Annotated in this window: 18 protein-coding genes; 9 read left to right on the top strand and 9 right to left on the bottom strand. The window is 68.0% G+C overall.

Annotation, left to right across the window (positions count from 1 at the left end):
• From AB0B02_RS03810 to AB0B02_RS03790, 5 genes are all read right to left on the bottom strand, one after another.
• Positions 1-1,221: a site-specific integrase gene (locus AB0B02_RS03810; RefSeq protein WP_357296624.1), complete on the bottom strand. Its 1,221-nt coding sequence runs from the start codon at positions 1,219-1,221 to the stop codon at positions 1-3.
• Positions 1,221-1,418 carry an excisionase family DNA-binding protein gene (locus tag AB0B02_RS03805; RefSeq protein WP_357296623.1) on the bottom strand — a complete coding sequence of 66 codons (198 nt, stop codon included), beginning with the start codon at positions 1,416-1,418 and terminating at the stop codon, positions 1,221-1,223. The genes AB0B02_RS03810 and AB0B02_RS03805 overlap by 1 nt, the downstream gene beginning before the upstream one ends.
• Positions 1,415-2,971, bottom strand: a complete 1,557-nt coding sequence (locus AB0B02_RS03800; protein ID WP_357296944.1) for a replication initiator — start codon at positions 2,969-2,971, stop codon at positions 1,415-1,417. Before AB0B02_RS03800 ends, AB0B02_RS03805 begins: the two co-directional genes overlap by 4 nt.
• A 472-nt stretch (positions 2,972-3,443) precedes the next feature.
• Complete coding sequence (locus AB0B02_RS03795; protein WP_357296622.1) at positions 3,444-3,956, bottom strand: hypothetical protein; 513 nt, start codon at positions 3,954-3,956, stop codon at positions 3,444-3,446.
• A gap of 722 nt (positions 3,957-4,678) precedes the next feature.
• A complete protein-coding gene (locus AB0B02_RS03790; protein WP_357296621.1) occupies positions 4,679-5,380 on the bottom strand; it encodes a hypothetical protein in 702 nt (233 codons plus the stop codon).
• Between the two features lie 420 nt (positions 5,381-5,800).
• Between AB0B02_RS03790 and AB0B02_RS03785 the strand changes: the two genes are divergently transcribed.
• Both AB0B02_RS03785 and AB0B02_RS03780 read left to right on the top strand, forming a co-directional pair.
• Complete coding sequence (locus tag AB0B02_RS03785; RefSeq protein WP_357296620.1) at positions 5,801-6,025, top strand: hypothetical protein; 225 nt, start codon at positions 5,801-5,803, stop codon at positions 6,023-6,025.
• Positions 6,026-6,253: 228 nt separating this feature from the next.
• A complete protein-coding gene (locus tag AB0B02_RS03780; protein WP_357296619.1) occupies positions 6,254-6,820 on the top strand; it encodes an NUDIX hydrolase in 567 nt (188 codons plus the stop codon).
• Between the two features lie 3 nt (positions 6,821-6,823).
• Here the strand turns inward: AB0B02_RS03780 and AB0B02_RS03775 are convergent, their stop codons facing one another.
• Positions 6,824-8,245 (bottom strand): helix-turn-helix transcriptional regulator, encoded by a 1,422-nt coding sequence (locus AB0B02_RS03775; RefSeq protein ID WP_357296618.1) that lies wholly within the window; start codon positions 8,243-8,245, stop codon positions 6,824-6,826.
• A 331-nt stretch (positions 8,246-8,576) separates the two neighbouring features.
• Here AB0B02_RS03775 and AB0B02_RS03770 point away from each other — a divergent pair, with 331 nt between their 5' ends.
• From AB0B02_RS03770 to AB0B02_RS03750, 5 genes are all read left to right on the top strand, one after another.
• A complete protein-coding gene (locus AB0B02_RS03770) occupies positions 8,577-9,776 on the top strand; it encodes a helix-turn-helix domain-containing protein (protein WP_357296617.1) in 1,200 nt (399 codons plus the stop codon).
• Between the two features lie 757 nt (positions 9,777-10,533).
• Positions 10,534-10,851, top strand: coding sequence for a hypothetical protein (locus AB0B02_RS03765; RefSeq protein ID WP_357296616.1), 318 nt, complete (start codon positions 10,534-10,536; stop codon positions 10,849-10,851).
• 355 nt (positions 10,852-11,206) lie between these two features.
• Positions 11,207-11,344: a hypothetical protein gene (locus AB0B02_RS03760; RefSeq protein WP_357296615.1), complete on the top strand. Its 138-nt coding sequence runs from the start codon at positions 11,207-11,209 to the stop codon at positions 11,342-11,344.
• Positions 11,341-11,589, top strand: a complete 249-nt coding sequence (locus tag AB0B02_RS03755; protein ID WP_357296614.1) for an MmcQ/YjbR family DNA-binding protein — start codon at positions 11,341-11,343, stop codon at positions 11,587-11,589. The genes AB0B02_RS03760 and AB0B02_RS03755 overlap by 4 nt, the downstream gene beginning before the upstream one ends.
• A gap of 190 nt (positions 11,590-11,779) precedes the next feature.
• Positions 11,780-12,190 carry an SMI1/KNR4 family protein gene (locus tag AB0B02_RS03750; protein ID WP_357296613.1) on the top strand — a complete coding sequence of 137 codons (411 nt, stop codon included), beginning with the start codon at positions 11,780-11,782 and terminating at the stop codon, positions 12,188-12,190.
• Positions 12,191-12,893: 703 nt separating this feature from the next.
• On the opposite strand, the gene AB0B02_RS03745 is transcribed toward AB0B02_RS03750, so the two are convergent.
• A complete protein-coding gene (locus tag AB0B02_RS03745; protein ID WP_064448886.1) occupies positions 12,894-13,163 on the bottom strand; it encodes a hypothetical protein in 270 nt (89 codons plus the stop codon).
• Between the two features lie 983 nt (positions 13,164-14,146).
• On the opposite strand from AB0B02_RS03745, the gene AB0B02_RS03740 reads away from it, so the two are divergent.
• The gene (locus tag AB0B02_RS03740; protein ID WP_357296612.1) at positions 14,147-14,485 is read left to right on the top strand and encodes a hypothetical protein; all 339 of its coding nucleotides are present in this window, start codon (positions 14,147-14,149) and stop codon (positions 14,483-14,485) included.
• A gap of 37 nt (positions 14,486-14,522) precedes the next feature.
• On the opposite strand, the gene AB0B02_RS03735 is transcribed toward AB0B02_RS03740, so the two are convergent.
• Positions 14,523-15,212 (bottom strand): SMI1/KNR4 family protein, encoded by a 690-nt coding sequence (locus tag AB0B02_RS03735; RefSeq protein ID WP_357296611.1) that lies wholly within the window; start codon positions 15,210-15,212, stop codon positions 14,523-14,525.
• A 319-nt stretch (positions 15,213-15,531) separates the two neighbouring features.
• On the bottom strand, positions 15,532-18,624 hold the full coding sequence (locus tag AB0B02_RS03730) for an NACHT domain-containing protein (RefSeq protein WP_357296610.1): 3,093 nt from the start codon (positions 18,622-18,624) through the stop codon (positions 15,532-15,534).
• 301 nt (positions 18,625-18,925) lie between these two features.
• On the opposite strand from AB0B02_RS03730, the gene AB0B02_RS03725 reads away from it, so the two are divergent.
• Positions 18,926-19,303: a hypothetical protein gene (locus tag AB0B02_RS03725; protein ID WP_357296609.1), complete on the top strand. Its 378-nt coding sequence runs from the start codon at positions 18,926-18,928 to the stop codon at positions 19,301-19,303.
• The last annotated feature ends 190 nt before the right edge of the window (positions 19,304-19,493 follow it).

Genomic DNA, 19,493 nt, shown 5'->3' with positions numbered 1-19,493 from the left:
TCAGTGGCTCAGGGACTCGCCGAGGCGCTTGAGTGCTTCTCTCGTCTTTGTCGATGTGACCTGCGTGTAGATCTCCATCGTTACTGCGAAGCGGGCGTGCCTGAGCACCTGCATGGCGACTCTGGGATGGACGTCGAGGTCGGCCAGGAGCGTGGCGCAGGTTCTTCTGGCGTCGTGGACGGTGATCGGCTTGACTCCTGCCTTCTCGCACCTCGACTGCCAGGAGCGCTGGAAGTTGCGCGGCTCGATGGGTGTGCCGAAGCGGGTGGTGAAGACGAGTCCGGTCTCGTGCCACGCCTTGCCGGCGGCTGCTCTCGCCTCGTCGCGTTGCTCGCTCCGCAGTTTCAGGGCTGTGAGGCAGACGTCGGGCAGTGGGAGGGTGGCCTCGGATGCCTGGGTCTTGGTGTTGCGGTGCAGGAGCTGCCCGCGAACGCGTTGTAGTTGGCGGCCGACGGTCAGTTCTCCGGCATCGAGGTCGACGTCTGCCCACGTCAGTCCGAGGGCTTCGCCCTTGCGGAGGCCGGTGACGAGGACCAGGGCGTAGGCGGCGTAGAGCGGGTCGTCGTCGGCTCTCGCGAACTCCAGGAATTTCCGGGCCTCGTCGCTCGTCCAGGACATGCCCCGGCGGCGGCGGACCGTGGCGAGGGTGACCGGGACGGCGGGGTTCTTGGTGATGAGGTCTTCGGCCTGGGCGTGGGTGAGGGCGGCCCGTAGTGCGGCCCGGATGTCGCTGACCGTCCGCGTCGACGGGACGGCCTGGCAGCAGCGGCCGACCGCGCAGCAGCGCCGCTTGTGCTTCGGGCGGGCGGCGTCCTTGCCCTGGGCGCAGCACTGGCAGGTCCAGGCGACCTGGTTGATCCAGGTCTGCACGTCCCGGGACTGGAGCCGGTCGAGCCGCTTCGCGCCGAGGCCGGGGGCGATGTAGCGGCGGACGAACGTCTCGTAGGTGGCGTAGGTCAGGGGTGCCCGGTTCGGCTGGATGATCTCGGTCAGCCAGTAGGTGAGGAAGCTGCCCACCGTGGGCACGCTGGTCGCCACCGGACCTTGCTTCGCCTGTTGGTGCAGTTTGATCCACTTGTCGTGGACGGCCTCGCGGGTCTTGCCGTAGACGTACTTGCGGGTGCGCCGGCCGTCGGGCTTGGTGACCCAGACGTAGGCGGCGAAGCCGTTGCGGTAGGGGAAGATGGAGCCTTCGCCGTTGGCTCGGGCGCGTCCGGGCATCAGGCGGCCTCCTGGCGTTCGACCTGTTCGCGGATGTAGTCGTCGACCCATTCGGGGAGGATGCGGCGGTACTTGCCGTCCTTGATGGAGCGCAGCTCGCCGGTGGCGATCTTCATCTTGACCTTGGAGATGCCGAAGCCGAGCAGGACGGCGACCTCGGCGGGGGAGTACCAGCGCGGGGTCATGTCCCGGCTCATGCGGCCACCCCCAGCCGAGCCTCGTGGGCCAGTTCTTCCCGGCCGACGCGTGTGCTCTCGCGTCGCTGCCTCGCGGCGGTGTTGGCGAGCAGGGCGTCGCCTTCGGTGAGCCAGCCGGACCCGATGTAGGTGAGGGTGCCGACGGTGAGGGTGTCGGCGGGTTGGTCGTCCTCCGTCCGGCGGTAGGTGGCGCGGGTGGCGCGGAGTTGGCCGAAGGTGATGGAGTAGCGGCGGGCTTTGGTGAGGAAGTGGCCGCCGAAGCCGAGCATGTGCGCCCATCGGCGCAAGCCGCCGTAGACGTTGGGTTTGGTGTCAAGGCTGTCTTGACGGTCGTCGGCGGTTGCGGCGCCGCTGCTGGTGTCGGTGGGGGCGGGGCGGCCGAGGTGCCAGCAGGCGTCGATGAGGCGGGCGAGGTGGTCGCCTCCGGGGTCGGCGTAGTCGCCGATGGTGGAGGGGGTCAGTCGGGTGGAGGAGTGGCCGGTGGCTTCGGTGGCCTTAGTGGCGTACTTGGCGAGGTAGGCGGCGACCTTGCCGTCGGTCAGCTCGCCGTCGCTGCTGTTGATGCGTCGGACGTCGACCTGCCCGCCCCAGGCGATCAGCCAGCCTTCGGGCTGGTCGGGGTGCGGGGGTGTGGTGACGGTGATCTGCCGGGCGGCGGCGTGGACGGCGGCCTCCAGGTCGTCGATGGTGATGGCGGCGGGTGGCGGCACAAGCGCGCCCGGGTCGTCGGGGTCGACGCCGTCGAGGCGTAGCAGGGTGTGGAAGTGCACGGCGGCCCGGCGCTGCATCTCGGCGACCTTGCCGTGCGACACGCGCACGGGCGGCACCCAGCGGACCCTGCCGGAGGCGGTGACGATGCCGACCTTGGGGATGCCGCGTTGGCGGCAGAGCGTGGCGAGGTGGCGTTCAACGGCCTGCTTGGTGCGCCGCCACAGCTCGCCGGAGAAGTGGTTCCAGACGACTTGGTGGGCGTGGTCGTAGCAGTCCAGGCACAACGGCTGGCCGAGCCGCGGATCGTTGGCGTCGTGGCGGGCGAAGCACGCCGCGGGCTGTCTGTGCTCGCAGGTGCCGGCGGTGGTGCGGGCGCGGCATGGGGCGGGGCGGCAGTCGCAGCGCTGCCGATTGCGGCAGGTGTGGCGGGCGACGTGGCGGTGGTGGACCGGGCCGAAGGACGGGGCGGTGAAGGTGGCGAAGACGACCGGGTGCCGGGCGACCGAGGCGGGGACGCCCTTGCCGCCGGTCAGGCCGCGACAGACGACTTGGTAGGCGTCGCCCTGGTAGACCCAGGCGCAGTCCGGGCACGCCGATTCGCGGCGGTTGCCGCACGCCTTGTAGAGCGTCCGGTCGGGCAGTTCGTCGGTGTGCTGCTCGCTCAGGATTCGGCCGGTGTCGCGGTCGACGGAGGCGATGGTGCCGGTGAGGCTGATCGGGCGGGAGCAGCCGCCGGCGGGGCGGGTATGCTCCAGCCAGCCGGAGAACTCCGGGGCAGCGGCGCGGTGCAGGACCTGGGCGTCACGGCCGGCGGCGAGGCCGGGGCGGTAGGTGGTGAAGATGGCTGTCTCCCCTTGCGGGGGCGGCAGGGACGGGAGACGAAGCACCACCAGCTGTGGACGTAGGTCCGCTGGTGGTGTTCGTCGTGTCTCCTGGCACCGCCGAGAGGGCGGCTGACGCCGGAGGGCGGAATCGTGGCGAGTGCCACTTCCCGGATTGCCGCAGGCTGTTCCCACCCGTGGAGCGGTGCGAATCCGAGGCCATCGTGGGCGGCAGGGAAGACCGCGCTGGGCCGCTCAGCGGATTCGGGGGACCGGCACAGCGGCCGGTGCGATTTAGAGCCGGCGGGACACGGCCCGCATCAGCGACAGGAAGGCCGCTCGACATCTCCGACGGCGAGACCAGCGATCCGGCAGGAAGGCCGCGCTGGCGTGCTCGACGAGCGTCAGAGTAGCACCGGGTGCCGACAGGTCAACCCGACGTGACGCCGCTTCACTGACCGGCGAGCCCGCCACAACTCGCCCTTCTGAGGCGTCAGCAGACGCTCTCGAAGGAAAGGCCGCTACTCGTTGGAGCCGCGATCCAGGCTGCCCGGACAGGGGCATGCCGCTGCGCCTTCGCCCTGGCATCCGCCAGCGCTGCGGCGCGCACCGGTCCTGTGGGCCCAAACTCGAACCCCGTGTTGTGGACGTCCAGGCTGTCAAGGCCGATCAAGTCGGCTTCGTCTTCGAAGGCCATCTCCAAGTCGAGCTGCCATAGTTCGGGCTGCCAGTAGGGATCGTCGTGGTCGCCGACATCAGCGATGGCCAGTTGCCGAGTGAAGGTCAGAATCAGGCGGTCGTCGTTCCAGGACCGTCGGCCCCACTGAATGATGAAGCCATCGGCATCGGAGTCCGGAGCTGGATCGATGCCGTCGATGTCCAGTTGTAGGAATTCAGCGAACGCAACCCAGGCCGGCTCGACATTGGTCACCGAGGCAGGCTCGATGCCGTGCCGCCGCAAGGTCTCTGCGATCACGTCAAGGCTGGTCCGCCAAGGGATGTGCATGTGACCAGCATGCCGTGTCGGGACAGCCGGGCTGCCGGCCGGTGTGGGAGGACTTTCTGTACGTCTATCAAGGCGGCCCGAGACGGGCCGCACGCGCCGCCGCCAGGGCGCGCGTCTGACCCCGCCCTTGGCCGGGCGGGGCCAGCCACGCCATCGCCCGGCGGCTGGCGCGGAAGCGTAAAGCCCAAGGGGCCGCCGCAGAACGACAGGGGCGTTGACCGGGGTGGTGGTGGGCCGGCAGCCGGCCGGGCCGCGCGGCCAAGAGCCCGCGCGGCGCAGCCGAGCGCACGCCGGCCGCGTCGGCGAGCTGGCGACGGTCGCAGAGTTGCGGTTACTGCGCCTCCGGCGGGGGCGCTCGGGCTCCGAGATGGTTGCAACCCCGTCGGCGTCTTGCGGTTCGTGGGTGGTTGCGGAAGCCATCCCGCCTGCCGTCGACCCGGGCAAGCCGAGCAAACCACCGCCCGACCCGCCAGCGTCCGACCCTGCGTCAAGGTCCGCTTGACGTGGCGGGCCGGGCGGAGGCCCGCTCCCCAGTGGGGCGGGTCGACGGCAGACGGGATGGTAAAGGCGTACGGTCACCTGCGCGTAGCGGCTAGCGTAACCGAATCACCTACTCAGGCTTCCCTTCGCTGGGTGGGATTGGGTCAGCCGACGACAACGCTTCCTGGTACCAACTTTCATTCCCGTGGTAGTTGCTGATGAATCTAGCGAGAAGCACCCCTTTATCCCGTGACTGAGGCATCATAGTGCTTCCTACTTCGCGACAACCCACCATTCTTAAGGACTCCGGCGTCGAATAGCTCCCGAGTGGCCGACGAAGAAGCATAAACGTAAACTTGTTTCGTTGATTGAAACCGGCCTGACCTTGACAGGTTAATGAAGTAGTCGAGCGCGTTGTGAGTAAGCGACCGGAATAGTTGCATCGTCGCAGGGCCGCTGACCTCATCGAGAGGGTCGTTAAGCCACGTCGGTTCGGACAGGGGTGAGCTCTTGGCTGGTGCCAGCGTAAGCGCGCCGCGCAACCTCCGCTCGACCTCCACCGCGATTTCGGTAGGATCCAAGGCGCGAAGCTGATTGGTCGATCCATCGCTGGCATTGGTGTCACCGGTGGCCTCGGCTACTTCTCGGACCGCGCTTTCTGTAACCGTGCGAAGGGCTGCCGCCAAAACCTTGTTGAATTGGTCGGATTGATTGGTGAGGAGAGCATGAGCAGTAGACCGAACCTCCGCGAGCGTCGACTGGGTCTGGGAGTTGATGCGTTCTGTTTGCGAAAGTTGCTGCGCGGAACCCTGCGCTTGCGCAAGAGAAACGATCAACTGTGCAGCGAACGCAAGTACTGCCAATGCCAGAGCGATCGTTGATAAAACGTCGACGTCCTTAATGCTCACGATCACCGCTAGTGTCCCGAGGCTGGCGGCGGACACAACGAGGAGTGTAAGCGTGGCCCATGACCAAGGGACATGGAAGCCCTGAGGCGTTCTCGTATCCGAGGGGGTGGCATGCTCCATGAACGATATCGAACCAGATGAACGCAAGGCGCTGTTGGCGGCGGTGCTCTCAGGGTTCGACGGCCTAGCTGAGCCCTGTGTGCGATGAAGTACCGGGGATGGCCAGCCGCGACGGATCCGCTCGGGGCACGTAGGGGGCACGAGACACCGTCAAACGTCCGCAACCAACTAGCAGTGGCGGCAACCCACGATAGGGCGCGACCAGCATGCCAACCAGGTCGCCGCAGGTCACGAACGAGCCGGTCTAAGTTCCGCTTCAACACACCGACTTCAGGAGGCCGTGGACGTACCGTCCGGACCGTGGCTGGGCCGTCAGACAGCCGTAGGGTGCGGGACATGCCTGAGGAAGTTGTTCTTCGCCTTAACCGGCCGACAGCCACGTCTCTCGCGGACCTGATCTACAACATCGGCGAGCACCAGGCCGCCGGCATGCCTATCGCTCAGTTGTCGACAGACGACAGCGAAAGGCTGGGGCGGGTGCTCCACGACCTCTGGCGAGCCTTGGGCGTCTCGCTCCCGTACGGCGACGTTCCCGGGAAGGAACCTCGTCGCCGGATCTGATCGGTTCCGCGTGGAGGTCGCTGACAGCAGCGGTGACAGCAACGTGCCGAGAGAAGGGCGGCCCGCCGGCGGCCGGACGCAGACAGCTCTCTGAGGTCGCGGACGCGGACGGACCCCGCCGGACGGAGCGCCCAGAACTTACAAGCGAGGGATCGGGCGGCCGGGTGGTGCGGGCAGCAGGTACTACCTGTCCAGCATGGTGAGGGGGTGGGTACGGATACTGGCAGGGTGGTGGAGAAGCAGTCGACGGAGTTGACCCGATGGACCATTCACGGCGAGCGGGTCGTGGACGACACCAGGCGGGCGCGGCTCAGCATCGCGCAGGTCGAGCTGCCGGACGGGGTTCGGTTCGAGCAGTACGTGATCCGGGCTCCCCGGTCGGCCATGGTCGCCGTGCTCGATGACCAGGAGCGCCTGCTGTTGATGCGGCGGCACCGGTTCGTGTTCGACCGATGGGTGTGGGAGCTGCCCGGCGGCTATGTCGACGGCGAGGAGCAGCCGGCGGCGTGTGCGGTGCGGGAGGTTGAGGAGGAGACGGGCTGGCGCCCTCAAGGTGTCGAGCCGTTGCTGTCCTTCCAGCCGTGGGTCGGTACGGCCGACGCCGAGAATTTGCTGTTCCTGGCCCGGCAGGCCGAGCACATTGGCACGCCGGTGGACGTGAACGAGGCTGAGCAGGTCGCCTGGATTCCGCTAGAAGAGGCGTACCGGCTTGTGGCTCAGGGCGAGATCGTCGGTGCCGGCACTGTGATTGCAGTGCTGGAGATGGTCGCGCGCAAGGCCAGGGGAGAGCTGTAACAGTCAGCGTCGTGGGCCGAGGGTGGCGTCGACGCGACCGGTGAAGTGCCGAGCCGTGGGCAGCCGCCGGTGTGGGGCGAGATGGGTTTGCAGGTCGCGCAGGTAGCGGACGGCTCTGGCGGAGCGTAGCTGGGTGGTCAGGCTCAGCGCCTCCGCACCGGTGATGCAGGCCCGCTCGACTTCGCCCTGCTGGGCATGGATGTTGGCGAGCAGGGCGAGGTTGAAGGCTCTGCCGCGTACATAGCGGTTGTCCATGCGCAGGGATCGGGCGGCGAAGCGTTCGGCGTGGGTGTTGCGGCCGAGGGCGTGGAAGCAGTGGCCGAACTTAGCCGACAGGTATGCCTCGTCGAAGTAGGCGAGCCATTGCGGTTCGGTGCTGCGGTCGGCCCGGTCGAGGGCTTGTTCCGCCTGGTGCAGGGCGACGGCGCAGGCTCGTTCGTCACGGGCCTTGGCCAGGGCGTGAGCTTCCATGACGTGGGCTTCGGCGGCCAGGACGGGGACCCCGGCGCGGCGGGCGGCTTGGCCGGCGGCGCGGGCGAGGTCGAGGCCAGTGGCGGTGTGGCCGAGGTAGGTGGCCTGGTGGCTCATCGCGGCGAGGATCTCCGCGCCGAGGCCGTTGTCACCGGCGGCGTGGGCGAAGTCCAGGGCGAGGGTGAGGTATCGCTGGGCGATGCCGTGTTCGGCTGTGTCGTACGCCTGCCATCCGGCGAGTTGGGCCAGTTCGGCAGCGGCGCTGAGCAGCCGTTGACCGGTGGAGTGGTCGTAGCGGCCATCGGTGAGCAGTGGGGCTACCTCCTGGTGGAGGTAGCGGGCCACGGTGTCACGGGCGTGCCCGCCGCCGTACTGGTTGTCCAGCCCGCGGTAGGTCGCGGTCATCGCGCGAATGGTGTCAATCTGCGGTTGACCGACGGTACTGCGGCCGGGCTGGGTCACCGGGGCCGGATCGGGAGCCGTGAACCAGCGCAACGCCGGCAGGGTGTAGCCGGCCGAACTGAAGGCCACCTGCCGGAGCACGTCTCGACGGTTCACGTCACCTCGCCAAAGCTCTGTGGCACTGCGTACGTCGTCTTGCCAGGTCCGAGTAGTCGACGGTTCGCTGGGCCGATGGAGGGGAAGCCGGCCCTGTTCGGCCGTCAACGCGACCTGCCGGGGTGCCAGGCCCATCATGATTCGCGCCTGGTCGGGCATCTGGCATCCGTCGGCGATCCGCTCCAGGACGTCGATCGAGGTGACCTTGCGTCCGGCGATGATCCGGCTGACGTAGCCCTGTTCCAGCCCGACGGCGGCCCCGATCCGGCTCTGACTCGCCCCGGTGAGGCTGGTGATCCAGCGGAACAGCCCGCCGATGTCGCGGGCGGCCAAGGCGGTCAGCACCTCGCTGTGCGACCACACATCCTCAGGTATTCGAAGCGGATCGAGCAGCACGGCGGCTCCCAGCGTCGCGTTCGGACTACTCATGGTGTTCGAGACACGAGCGTAGGGCGGCCATTCGCGCTGGTCGAGTCGTCCCATGTCACGGTGACATGGCCGCTGGCCATGGGGCCGATGCACAGCCTTCCGTAGCTTCTCCGTCACCTGGGGTGTGGCGGGAGGCGAGAGATGCCGGGTAAGGGCGATGAGTCGGCGGTGAGCCGGGGCGAGCAGATTCAGGCGGCCGAGCGGGAGGCGGCGAAGCGGCGGCTTCTGGCCCAGGCGGAGGCGGATCGGATTCCGGTGGAGGAGACCACCCGGGCGGTGCCGGATCGGCGGTGGCGTCGTGGGCAGCGTTGAGGTGTTGCCGGTCGGTCGGCGGGTGGCGTACTGGCGGGGCCGGCGAAGGTTGTCGCAGCAGGTGTTCGCCGACCGGCTGGGCAAGTCGAAGAGCTGGGTCGACAAGGTCGAGCGGGGCGTGCGTCGGCTGGACAAGCTGTCGACGCTTCAGGAGATCGCCCGGGTGCTCCGCGTCGACACTGCCGCGCTTGTCGGCCAGGACGCCGCGCCCGCGCAGGCAAAGGGTCGCGGCAACGGGGTCGAGCGGATTAGAGCGGCGTTGTCCCGCTACGAGATCCCGTTGGGCAAGCTGGCAAGCGGGCCGGTGGTTCCGGTGGATCGGATGCTGCGGGATGTGGGGTACGCGTGGACGACGTTCCAGTACGCCCGCTATCCGCAGGTGGTCGACCTGGTGCCGGACCTGCTGACCAACGCGCAGCGCACCTATGTTGACGACCGGGGCTCGGGTCGCGGGCCGCTGGTCGAGGCGTACCGGGTCACCGCCGCTCTGCTGGACAAGCTCGGCGACGCCGAGCTGGCGTGGCTGGCCGTGGATCGGGCGATGCTCGCCGCCACCGGCGACCGGGAGCTGGTGGCCGCCGCAGCCGTCCAGCTCGGGCAGGTGTTGCGCGCGCTCGGGCGGGCTCGGGAGGCGAGGTCGGTGATGCTCGCCGCCGCGTACCGGATCGCTCCGCCCATGATCGAGTACGGCGCACCGGGGGAGTTGTCGCTGTGCGGGACGCTGCTCATCCAGGCCGCGCTGGCGGCGGCGCAGGATGGCAACGAGGCTGCCGCCGGTGAGCTGCTGGACGAGGCCGCCGGTATGGCGGAGCAGATCGGCGACGGGTGCGACCATCACCGCACCGGGTTCGGACCCACCGTCGTTGAACTGGCCCGCGCCGCCGCAGCCGTCGAGGTCGGCGACGCTCACGCGGCGATCGCCTGGCACGAGAAGGCCACGACGCGTTCCGGCTGGCGAGGGCTAGCCACTGAACACCGCGCCGGGCACCTGCTCGACGTCGCCCGCGCCTACCTGCACGCCGGGGACGTGGGCAACGCGGCTCGCATGCTGACCGAGGTCGAGCGCACCGCGCTGGCCGAGATTACGCACCGGCCTGCCGCCTGGGCCATCCTCACCGAGATTGCCCGCGACCCGCGCGCCCCGACCACGATCGCGAAGCTCGCCGCCACGCTCGGGGTCGGCTGAGCAGCGCTACACGAGGACGAGAAGTACAGCAGTGAAGTACAGCAACCGTGCCGGCCGAACCGAGCCGAGAAGCGCCTCAGCAGTCCGTCTGACCTCGCATCGAGCCCGCTCCGACCGGCTCGCCGAGAGTTCACACCGAAGTGGTTAGGCGTCGTTGCTGCCCGTCTCCGCTGGCGCCGGCTGTAGTTCTGGGCTTGCCGGCCCCGATCGGGGTGGTGGCGTTGCATCGACGTGAAGCACTGAGGTCGTTGCGACCGCGTTGGTGCTGATCTCTCCAGCTGGGACTCTGATCCCGCCTTAAAACCTGTGGGCAGGTCTTCCTTCACGCTGACCTCTTCGGTGCGCCCGAGAAGCGTCAGCGCCGAAGACTCCGCTTGATGGGTCGGCGACATCCGCTCATGCCGGGATACGTGCATCTGATCATGCTTGGTCGAGAGTTGTTGATCTGCAAGTGCGGGCGCGTTCGGCAGGTCGAGGAGGCCGCTGGCGGGGCTCAATCTTCATCGGCGGCTCCAGGCGCCGTCCGGGTTTCGGTCGGCCCGCTCGCCGGATTGTGGTTTGGCGACCGCCGCGGCCGGATGCGCATTGACCGCCCCAGAATGTGTCCCGGTCGGCGCCCGGATTGACAGGCGTCGTGTGTTAGCGGTTGACGGCGAGCCCTACCTTGGGTGCCATCGACTCTGCCAATACTTCCGCTGGAGTGCTGATGTCGTTGCCCGCTGGACAGGGATCTCGGGCGTCGGGCCTACGGGTGTTCGTGGCCGCGATTCTTGCCGTCGTTGGTGCGATCAGTTGCATCCTCGGCATCGTCCGCAGCGTGCGGGATGTAGAGCGGTTCTCCGCCGAGATTGGGGACTGCGTAGCCGGGGCGGCGGTAGCGGACACGCGCATCGTCGCCTGTGACGATCCGACTGCGCGCAGGCGAGTGGTGTACCGCGAGATAAGGCCGAGCCCGGTGACAGAGAAGGTTCTCAATGATACGTGCGCCGGCTCTCCGGCAGCCGACGACGTCCTCTGGAAGACTTTCGAGGACGGCCAAGTGCTGATCCTGTGCCTCGAAACCTTCAGACCATAACCCGCCCAAGTGATCACCTCGCTCGCCGCTGAAGTCACCAGGGCGGGCCGACGCCTGCCCTGTCTGGCTGCCGACTCAGTCTGATCACCGACGTCGGTAATCGATCAATAGTGCAAACGCGAGAACGGGCCGCCGCTTTCGTGGAAGGCCGCCGAAGCCCGTTCGCCGAGGACTGATCGATGACGGCTTGCCACTGACTGGCCGGTCCCGGTGCTGCCACAGCAGAGAGTCGCGATCACCACAGGGCGCCGTAGGCGATCCGCCTGGCCGGCGTCCGCACATGCCGCGAGGCGCGTGGTGCAGGTCGCCGTGGCTGCCCAGGATGTGCTTACCTTCTGGTATGCCGCACCCCATCATGTTTGACGAGGCGGACCCGCTCCTGGGCCGGCTGCGGACGCTCGCCCTGGCCTTCCCCGACGCGGCCGAGAAGGTCTCCCATGGGCGTCCCGCCTTCTACACCACCAAAGTCTTCGCCTACTACGGGGATCGGTGAAGGTCGACGGCGTCTATCAACAGCACGGACAGTCGGTGATCGTGCTGGTCGACCCCGAAGAGCGCACGGCGCTGCTGGCAGAAGACCGTTGCTTCGTGCCGGCCTACCTAGGGGCCTACGGGTGGCTCGGTGTGGACCTCACCGATGACATCGGCTGGGATGAGGTCGGCGAGCTACTCGACGCCAGCTACCGACGTACGGCCGGTGCACGCAGGATCACGCTGCTCGACTCCCGACGGCGCTGAGCACCCCGCAGCTGCTCGGCAATCAGTCTCAGTCGAAGATGCCGACGACAGCGTCAGCCCGCACCAGGGTTCTCATAGGCGTGGCCCGGTCCCGTCGCCCTGATCGCCCTTGATCCGGGGCACGTTCATGCCGCTGGTGGTGTGCGTCGGAGTCTTGTGGGGGACCGCTCGGAGCACCGACGATAGTTACATGATCATCGACAGCTTGCCGGTCCCGTCTGCGCTCCTCCGGGTGCTGCAGCAGGGTCGGTGGGTAGCTCCAGGCCGCTCGTCGCCGACGTACCGGGAAGTCTTCGGTGATGACGCCGTAGCCCCGCAGTTCCTTCCCTTGAGCCGGATGACGGCCAACAGGCGCTGGCTCGATGACATCCCTGAGGACTATCGCGGGTTCTACCTCGGTCAACCGGACCGGCAGAGCCCGCCCGGCGACGTGGATCCCGACCGGTCTCTCCTGATCGGTGATCTCGGACCTGACCAGCCGTTTGCGTTGGACTACAGACCTTCGTCGGCCGCACCGTCGGTGATCTACCTCAGTACAGCGGCGGACTGGATCGAGGTTGCGCCCAACATCGAGATGCTGATCGAACGCCTCGGGATCTGACTGTGCCGAGGGATCCCTTTGCTCTTCTGCCGCCGACCGGGCGCAACGTTCGGTCGCGCCTACTGTATGCGTGATGGCGTGCAGTTGGCCGGGCATTCGTTAGGTGCTGAACCCGCTGCACAGGTAGTACAGGCTCGTGGCCAGTCCCAACATCCAGGCGGCCACCAGGCCAGACGATGACCCACGGCCGAGCCCGTCCGGACAGCGCGAAGCAGCTGCCCAGCAACACCAGCTGCGCAATCCCGTACGTGAGTACGCCGAAGAAGAGCGCCGCGAACCTCCCACCGGCATCCACGTCCGCATTCGGGCCGCCACCAGCGGCGGTGGCCAGGGCAATCGTGAGCCCAACAGCAAGGCCGTGCCCAGCGATGGCAACGACCGCTCCGGCAACCATCGGCCTAGTGATCGTCACCGCCGGAGCGTGACATACGTCGAAGGAACTGGGCTACCTCAGCTCGAACGATTTACGAAACCGCCTGGCACAGCCGCCAGACGGAGCCGCGCTGATCTGCCGCCGTCTGAGGGCCTGGCCACATATCAATGGCGCCGGGGCGACATGGCGCGGGTGGCCGGCTTCAATCGTGGCCGACGTCGGGTTCGCCGAGATTGTTCGGCAACCGACCGAGGCAGCCCGGGCAGACGCGAAGCCAGTCCGGACGAGGTCACGCAGCACCCGCTCCGACGCGGCGGCCCGCCAGATCGGTCAGTGCTCGCCGTCTCCCACCTCCCGCCAGGCAACCAGACGTTCGGCCATGGGCCCGGTGCCGGCGCCCTCGGGCGACATGCCGAAGTGACCGCGGATCTCCTCGTCGAGGTACTCCCGAATCTCGTTGCTGTCCGCTCCACCGGCCAGCCTCGTCAACAGCGGCGAGAGCATGCAGTCGTACTCGTCGACGTTGGTCTCCGGATCGAAGACACCGATGAAATCCCACTCGTTGAGCAATCGTCGCAACTCGTCCGCCCGCTCGTACATGCGGCGATGATCGCATGTTGGACGGCACACAGCCCGCCGTCGAACAGCAGAGGCCCGTGCACTCCTTTGCCGCTGATCGGGCGCGTTCGGTCACCCTCGGCGTTACCGTTGTCGAGCACCATCCTGATCAAGATCGTTCGATCCGAGTTCCCTCGCACGCGTGGTTGGGGGAGTCTGGGCGGTCCGGCGAAGCCGCACCCGTCGTTGAGTCTGGGTCTATTCGACTTCGAAGCTGGCAGGGCACGCGGAACTCCGACGCTACGGCCCTGTTGCTGTCAACAGCATCGGTGACAGCAGCAGGGGTGGACGGGGCGAGCCGATGTCAACCGACGACGGGCGGGCCGCTGGTCGAAGCGTATCGGGTCACCGCCGCTCTCCTGGTCAAGCTCGATGATGCTGAGCTGGCGTGGCTGGCCGTGGACCCGGCGATGCTCGCCGCTACCGGCGACCGGGAGCTGGTGGCCGTCGCAGCCGTCCAGCTCGGCCAGGTGTGGAGAGCTCATCGAGGCCGGGCAGGGTGGAAGGGCTTTGGCTGCGGAGATGTGGGAGAGAGGTCTGGTGTGAACTCCCAGAGAACTCCGAAGTGGTCAGCATTGGCTGCTCCCCGCCTGCCTACTGCCGGCTTGTCGTCCTGGGCCCACCGACACCAGTCGCAGGACCATCCTGCATCGACGTGCGGCTCTAGATCCGCCGTGGCGGAGTCTTGTCGGGGTGCCGGCAGCTGAGACTCGAATCCCACGGGCAGCCCTCTGACCAGGGCTTCCTGCTCGGTGATCTCTTCGGCGCGCCAAGGGAATCAGCGTGGCTAGTTCGCGGGACCGACGGCCGGGCGGCCGGCGGGGCTGAGACGGTCGAGTGACCGGGATGGGCTGGCGATCGACGTCGTCGCTGGCGGCGGTGGGCGCATTGCCGTTAACTTGATCGGGGTGGGCTTTCACGGCCGAGGCGGTCTCTGCGGCGTGCCCGCTGCGACACTCTTCGGCATGGAGCAGTTTGACGTAAGGGTGGACGCGCAGCTCGATGACGACAACGTGATGCTCGCGTTGAGCGGAACCTCCTGGCTTCTGAACGTGCATGCGAGTCCGGAGGAATGGGCTAGGAAACTCCCTCGCGTTGCCGGTGCCGACCACGCGCAGCGCCTGGACGTAAGCCTCGGGACGTCGGCGAGACGCCCCGTGTGGTGGAGCGTGAGCGACGGCCAACTCGCCTTGAGCGTGGGCCGAGACCCCGCGAGCTACGACTTTGTCGTGGTTCTACCCGCCGCCCTTCTGTCGGAGATTCGGGCACAGACGGACGCCCTCGACGCCGCCGACTGGGGTTAGTCCAACCGCGTAAAGCACTCTCGCCGCCGTGCGTGCGCTACAGAGTGTTCCGGCTTGATCGGGACCGGGTTTGCTCTTCGGCCTGCTCAAGCCAGCCTCGGTACCAGCGCGTGAAGCCCGTCGGGCTTCCGTCGGGCTCGTGCAGCGGCCGGAACCCGCCGTCGCTGGCGGTGTCGTCGGCCCACATCTGACCGCGAGTTGGTCCACTGATGACGAGGGCTTCGCGGCAGGCGCAGCCACGGTGACAGAGATAGAGCAACCCGATGGAGTGTTCGGGTGCGAAGACGACGGCATCGTGCTGCTGCCAGTAAGCGTCTTCAGCCTCGTTGAACGTGCCCTCGGAGTCGAAGTCCGCCTCATCGGGCGGATCCGGCAGGCCGTCCGCGGGGTTGAACGCATCGGTGTGCGGGAACGGCTGGCGCAACGTTCCCAGGTCGGTGAGTTCGGCACCGTCGCCTTCCCAGCGCCAACGGCCACCAACCCGGTCAACGGAAAAGAGGCCGTACGCCGGGCCCGCGCCCCCACGACCGACCTGTAGAAGAAAGGAGCGGTACTCGGCGGGAAGCTCGACAGCCAGCTGCGATTCCAGCTCGGCCAGCTCATCAGTGGTCAGCGGCGGCTCGCGTCGCCACTGATGGCCGTTGGCTCCGAAGACCGTGCCGGCAGACGGGTGCGTCGACAATCTGGCCAGGCGATCGGGTACATCCGACCAGTCCGAGAGGAGCACGGCAACACCCTAGACGTGGGTTGCGGACATGCGCTCACATCGCGAGCGAAGCGCGGGTGTTGTGCCGGCGATGACGCTGACCGGCCCAGCGTCCTCAGCACTGGCGCGGACGGTGGTTCCGGACCCGCGCCGCTTCTTGTCGGTCTGCTCGGCTTGCGGCTCCACGGGAGCGCAGGATCGCGTGAGAGGCAGCCTTCCCGCGATCGGCCGCAGCGTGAGCGGCTACGGGGGGTGGCCTGTTCCTTGCCGACCGTGGGCGAAGCGGGCGGCAGGGCTTCATACGTGTCGCGACCAGGGGACCTGCGCGAGGCGATGACCTCTACTCATCTGGCTGAGGTTCCTGGTGGCTCAGCGGCGGTTTTCCCGGATGGAGGGCGTCGTTGGCGTCCGGCGCGGCCATCTGGGTGGCGGCGCGTCCGGTTGAGGCTCTGGTGGTGGTGTCGGATCCGACTTGAGGTAGCTCGTGGGGTCGGTTGGAGGCACGGTCCGGCGGAAGCAGGTGACGTATCAGCTCGTAGGCGCGGGGCACGTCTCGCAGGCCCGTCAGGTGGGCGATCACTGTTCCCTCAGCGGTTGCCTCCATGTTGTGCCAGCCGACCCGCTCACGCTTCGTGCGCCGGCTGGTGGTGTCGTCTTGCGCGACGTCGACGGTGGTGACCTTTAGTTGGCCGTATCCGAGCACTCTGCCGAGTAGGGACTGCTCGTATCGCAGGTCGGTGATGTGCCGCAACGGCACCTCGACACGTCGTGACATCGTCACCACTCGTATGCGGCGGTCCGTGACGGTCACCTGCTCGCTGGAGGCCATGAAGAACGGCACGGCGGCGGTAATGATCAGTCCGATCGCAAGGCATAGCAGGCTCGGGAACAGGAGGAGGCACGAGGCGATACCCGCGGCGACGACCGTCACGGCGGGCAGCACCGCTACGGGATGCATGGTCAGGTGAACACGCACATGCTCACCGGGCAGTAACCTGCCCTGCTCGGCCATCTGACGCCACGGACCCAACTGCCATGTGTGGGCTGCCCTCCAACCGGTGCTCCAATCGTCGATCGGATCGGTGACATGCTCGGCGGCGGGTGCACGGGCAGCGAGTTTCGTGGCCAGGGTGGGATCGCGCCAGCGTTGACGGGACCACGGCAGCCGCTGCAGGACCAACGCGTCACGTCTCGGCGCAGTGCGGTGCCGCTCGATCCAGGTGACGAGCTGTTCCAAGCGCTGTTGCACGCGTCCGTTGGCGTCGGCTTCTGCGAGGTGGTTCTGCAGTCGGAGATGGCGGAACTGGTAGACAGCGCCGATCTGGCGTAACACGCCACGCCGGTGGGCGTCGGTCAGAAACGGCATGAACCGCCAGGGCAGGCGGCGCCGGAGCGCGTAGGACAACCGCGTGGCCGCGAAGCGACTGGACGCCGGACCGAAGTCACCGATCAGCGCGGTCACGGCGGCGCGAGCCACGGCGTAGGCGAGGTAGCCAACGAGCGTGGCGGGGCCGGCGAACAGCCAGATGAGTAGCGCGAAGGTGCCGCGTCGGCCGAGCATGGAGACCAGCCCGGCACGTCTGTCCAGACGCACCAGCTGCGCCGGCCCGACGGCGCGGGAAACATCGACCGGCTGCACCAGCCAGCCCGGTGCGTCGGCCATGACCACGCCAAGCACCGCCGCTGTCAGCAGGAAGCCGTTGATCTTCGGCACCGCCAGATGCGGGTACCAGGTTCGCACGACGCCCAAGGCGGTCAGCCCGGTCAGCGAGACGCCGACCCAGAGTCGCACGAGCGTCCACCGCCAGGTGACGGGGCGCCGCCCAAGGGCCGAGGGCAGCGGCGGCACTTCGACGGAGCGTCCCAGGGCGACAAGACCGGTGCCCAAGATCGCCCAGACCGCCACCCACGAGGCGAAGACCCGCAGGTCGGCCATCACGCCGACGTCGATCTCCGGTGGCAGATCGGAGCCCTGTAGGGCGTCTATCGTCTCCGTGACCGACGGCGGGAGGTGGACACCGATCGGGCCTGACGAGGCCAGTCGACCCCACTCGGCGAAGAGGTTTCGTCCCGGGCCGGGTGCGTCCAGTGCGATGGCGAGGGCGACGGCACCCCAGAGCAGCGCCGCGCCGATGGCGCAGCGCACCGCCACGACAAGCGACGCCCAGAACCGGCTGGGGTCGCTCATCCGCCACCAGGCGAGGTCTCGGCTGTCCGCGCGGGCCAGGTCGGCGGCCAGAGCGGCCAGCCACCGCCGTGCCTGCTTCGGGCGGCAGCGAAACGGCGTCGGAGCGGGCCGGTCAGCGTAGACCGCGGGTATCAGGGCTTCCAGCAGGTGCTGTTCCATGGTGTGCGCATCGGAGAAGGTAAGAAGCTCCGCCGGATCGTTGGATTGGTGCTCGTACACGGTGCGGGCCAACCACAGCATCAGCGGGTTCGTCAGCACCTGCGCCGGCGCGCCGGTCGGCGCGGCGGTGACGTTGTTGAAGATGGCCTGCCAGCGGCCCGTTCGCGCGCCCGCGGTGGCGGCGAGGAGGTAGTCGCACACCTCGTCGGTGGATAGCGGACGCAGGTGCACCGCTGTGGCGAGTGCTATCGGGCGTCCCGCCCGATGCTCGGCGCCCCGGTATTCATCCGGGCGGCTGGTCATCACCAGCGGCCGGTCCGAGCCGTAGGCGTTGATCTGCTCAATCACCCAGGCGCGCTCTGGCGCGGGCAGCTCATCCAATCCGTCCAGGACGGGCAGGATCCTCGCGGCGTCGACCAGTGCTTGAGCAACGGTGACGGGTGTGTGGTCGCCGGCGCGTACCTGCGCGGCGAGCGCGGGGCTGAGGTTCACCAGTTCGTCTGCCAGCCACCGGCTCAGGGTGGCTCCGGTGTGCCAGTTGCCCAGCGGCACGAGAACGGGCAGGGGATCTCCGGCTGATCGTGCGGCCAGGAGGTCGCGGACCAGGCGGGCTGCCAGCACGCTCTTTCCCGACCCGGCCGTGCCGAGGATGACCAGCCGTGGTGTGGCCAAGGCCGTGAAGAACGCCGCGACGTCGGTGAACACGCCGGCGCCTGACGTGGCGTTCGGTTCACCTGTGTCGCTGCTGGGGCTGTCGACGGTCGCCCATCGCACGGGCAGCGGCCACGGGTCGTTGATCCGCCGTAGCCGCTCCTCGTTGGCCCAGATGCGGGTGAGGGCTACGGCAAGGTCCTCGGTGGCCTGCTCGAGATCCGCGTTGGACAGGGGCTTCGCGTCGCGGGTCCAACCCAGTAGCCGGCGCAGGACCGCCGCGAGTGTGCCGGCGGCCAGGAGCACGAATCCGGCGATGCTGGCGGCCTTGTCGCCCCAGTCGAGGCCGTGTTCACGCATTGACCAGCCGGCTCGTGCGAGCAGGGCCAGGGCCACGCCGACCACGACGACCGCAAACAGTCGGCGTACCCGCACGCTGCGCACACCTCATCATCGCTGACGAGTCGGGCATGCTCAACGCAGATCCGTCGATGACGGATCTCTGCGAACCTCTGAGCAGGGCGGCCTGAACGATGACCTCTTCGGCGGCCTCGAAGGTCCCGACGCGTAGGTTGCTCGTCCTGTGCATCGGTCCAGCCGGCCCACCCCGACGGACACGCCGTCCGACACCGATGTCTGCACCCCTGTTGGGCGTCGGACGGTCTGACCGTGTCCGACCCGTGCTCGGGCAGCTGCCTTCGCCGATTCCGGCCGGCGAGCGAGTGGACAAGCTGGTGTGACCGTCGAGACCGATGGCAGGATGGGAGCGGCAGTCAGCGAATCTGGGTCGCCGTCGCACGGGTGGGGACAGATGAACCAAAGACTCATTGCCGCTCTTTCGGTGGTGCTGGCAATCGTCGCCGGTGTCCTGACCAATCTGGTCACCGCAGGTATCACGCCGCCGCTCGTCGTGGCGCTCGTCGCGGTCGCCTTGCTCTGGGCCGGGCTGACCGCGCTTCAGCGCCCCGGATCACCGCCGGCCACGGCCCGGACATCCGAGACGCACGGGGACAACAGCCCCATCGTCAACGCGGACAACAACAGCGGACACATCACCTTCCACGCGCCGCCGAGATCCGACAGGCCGTCCGGCGACAACGGCGATCCGACCTGATGAGGAGATGGCGGCCGTTTCCCCAGCGGCGCGGTACGTCGAAAACGCAAGGGGACAACAGCCCCGTCATCAACGCGGACAACAACAGCGGCAACATCAACATCACGTTCGTGACCGCCGCCGGGGCCCATCCGCTCCGGGATGCTCCCCAGGCGTACGGGGCATACGTCGATTCGCTGACCCGGGCCTA

It is taken from the genome of Micromonospora sp. NPDC049240 (assembly GCF_040647835.1).
GTDB lineage: Bacteria > Actinomycetota > Actinomycetes > Mycobacteriales > Micromonosporaceae > Micromonospora.
The sequence above is the reverse complement of the archived record's forward strand: the minus strand, read 5'-3'. Positions and strand labels throughout refer to the sequence as shown.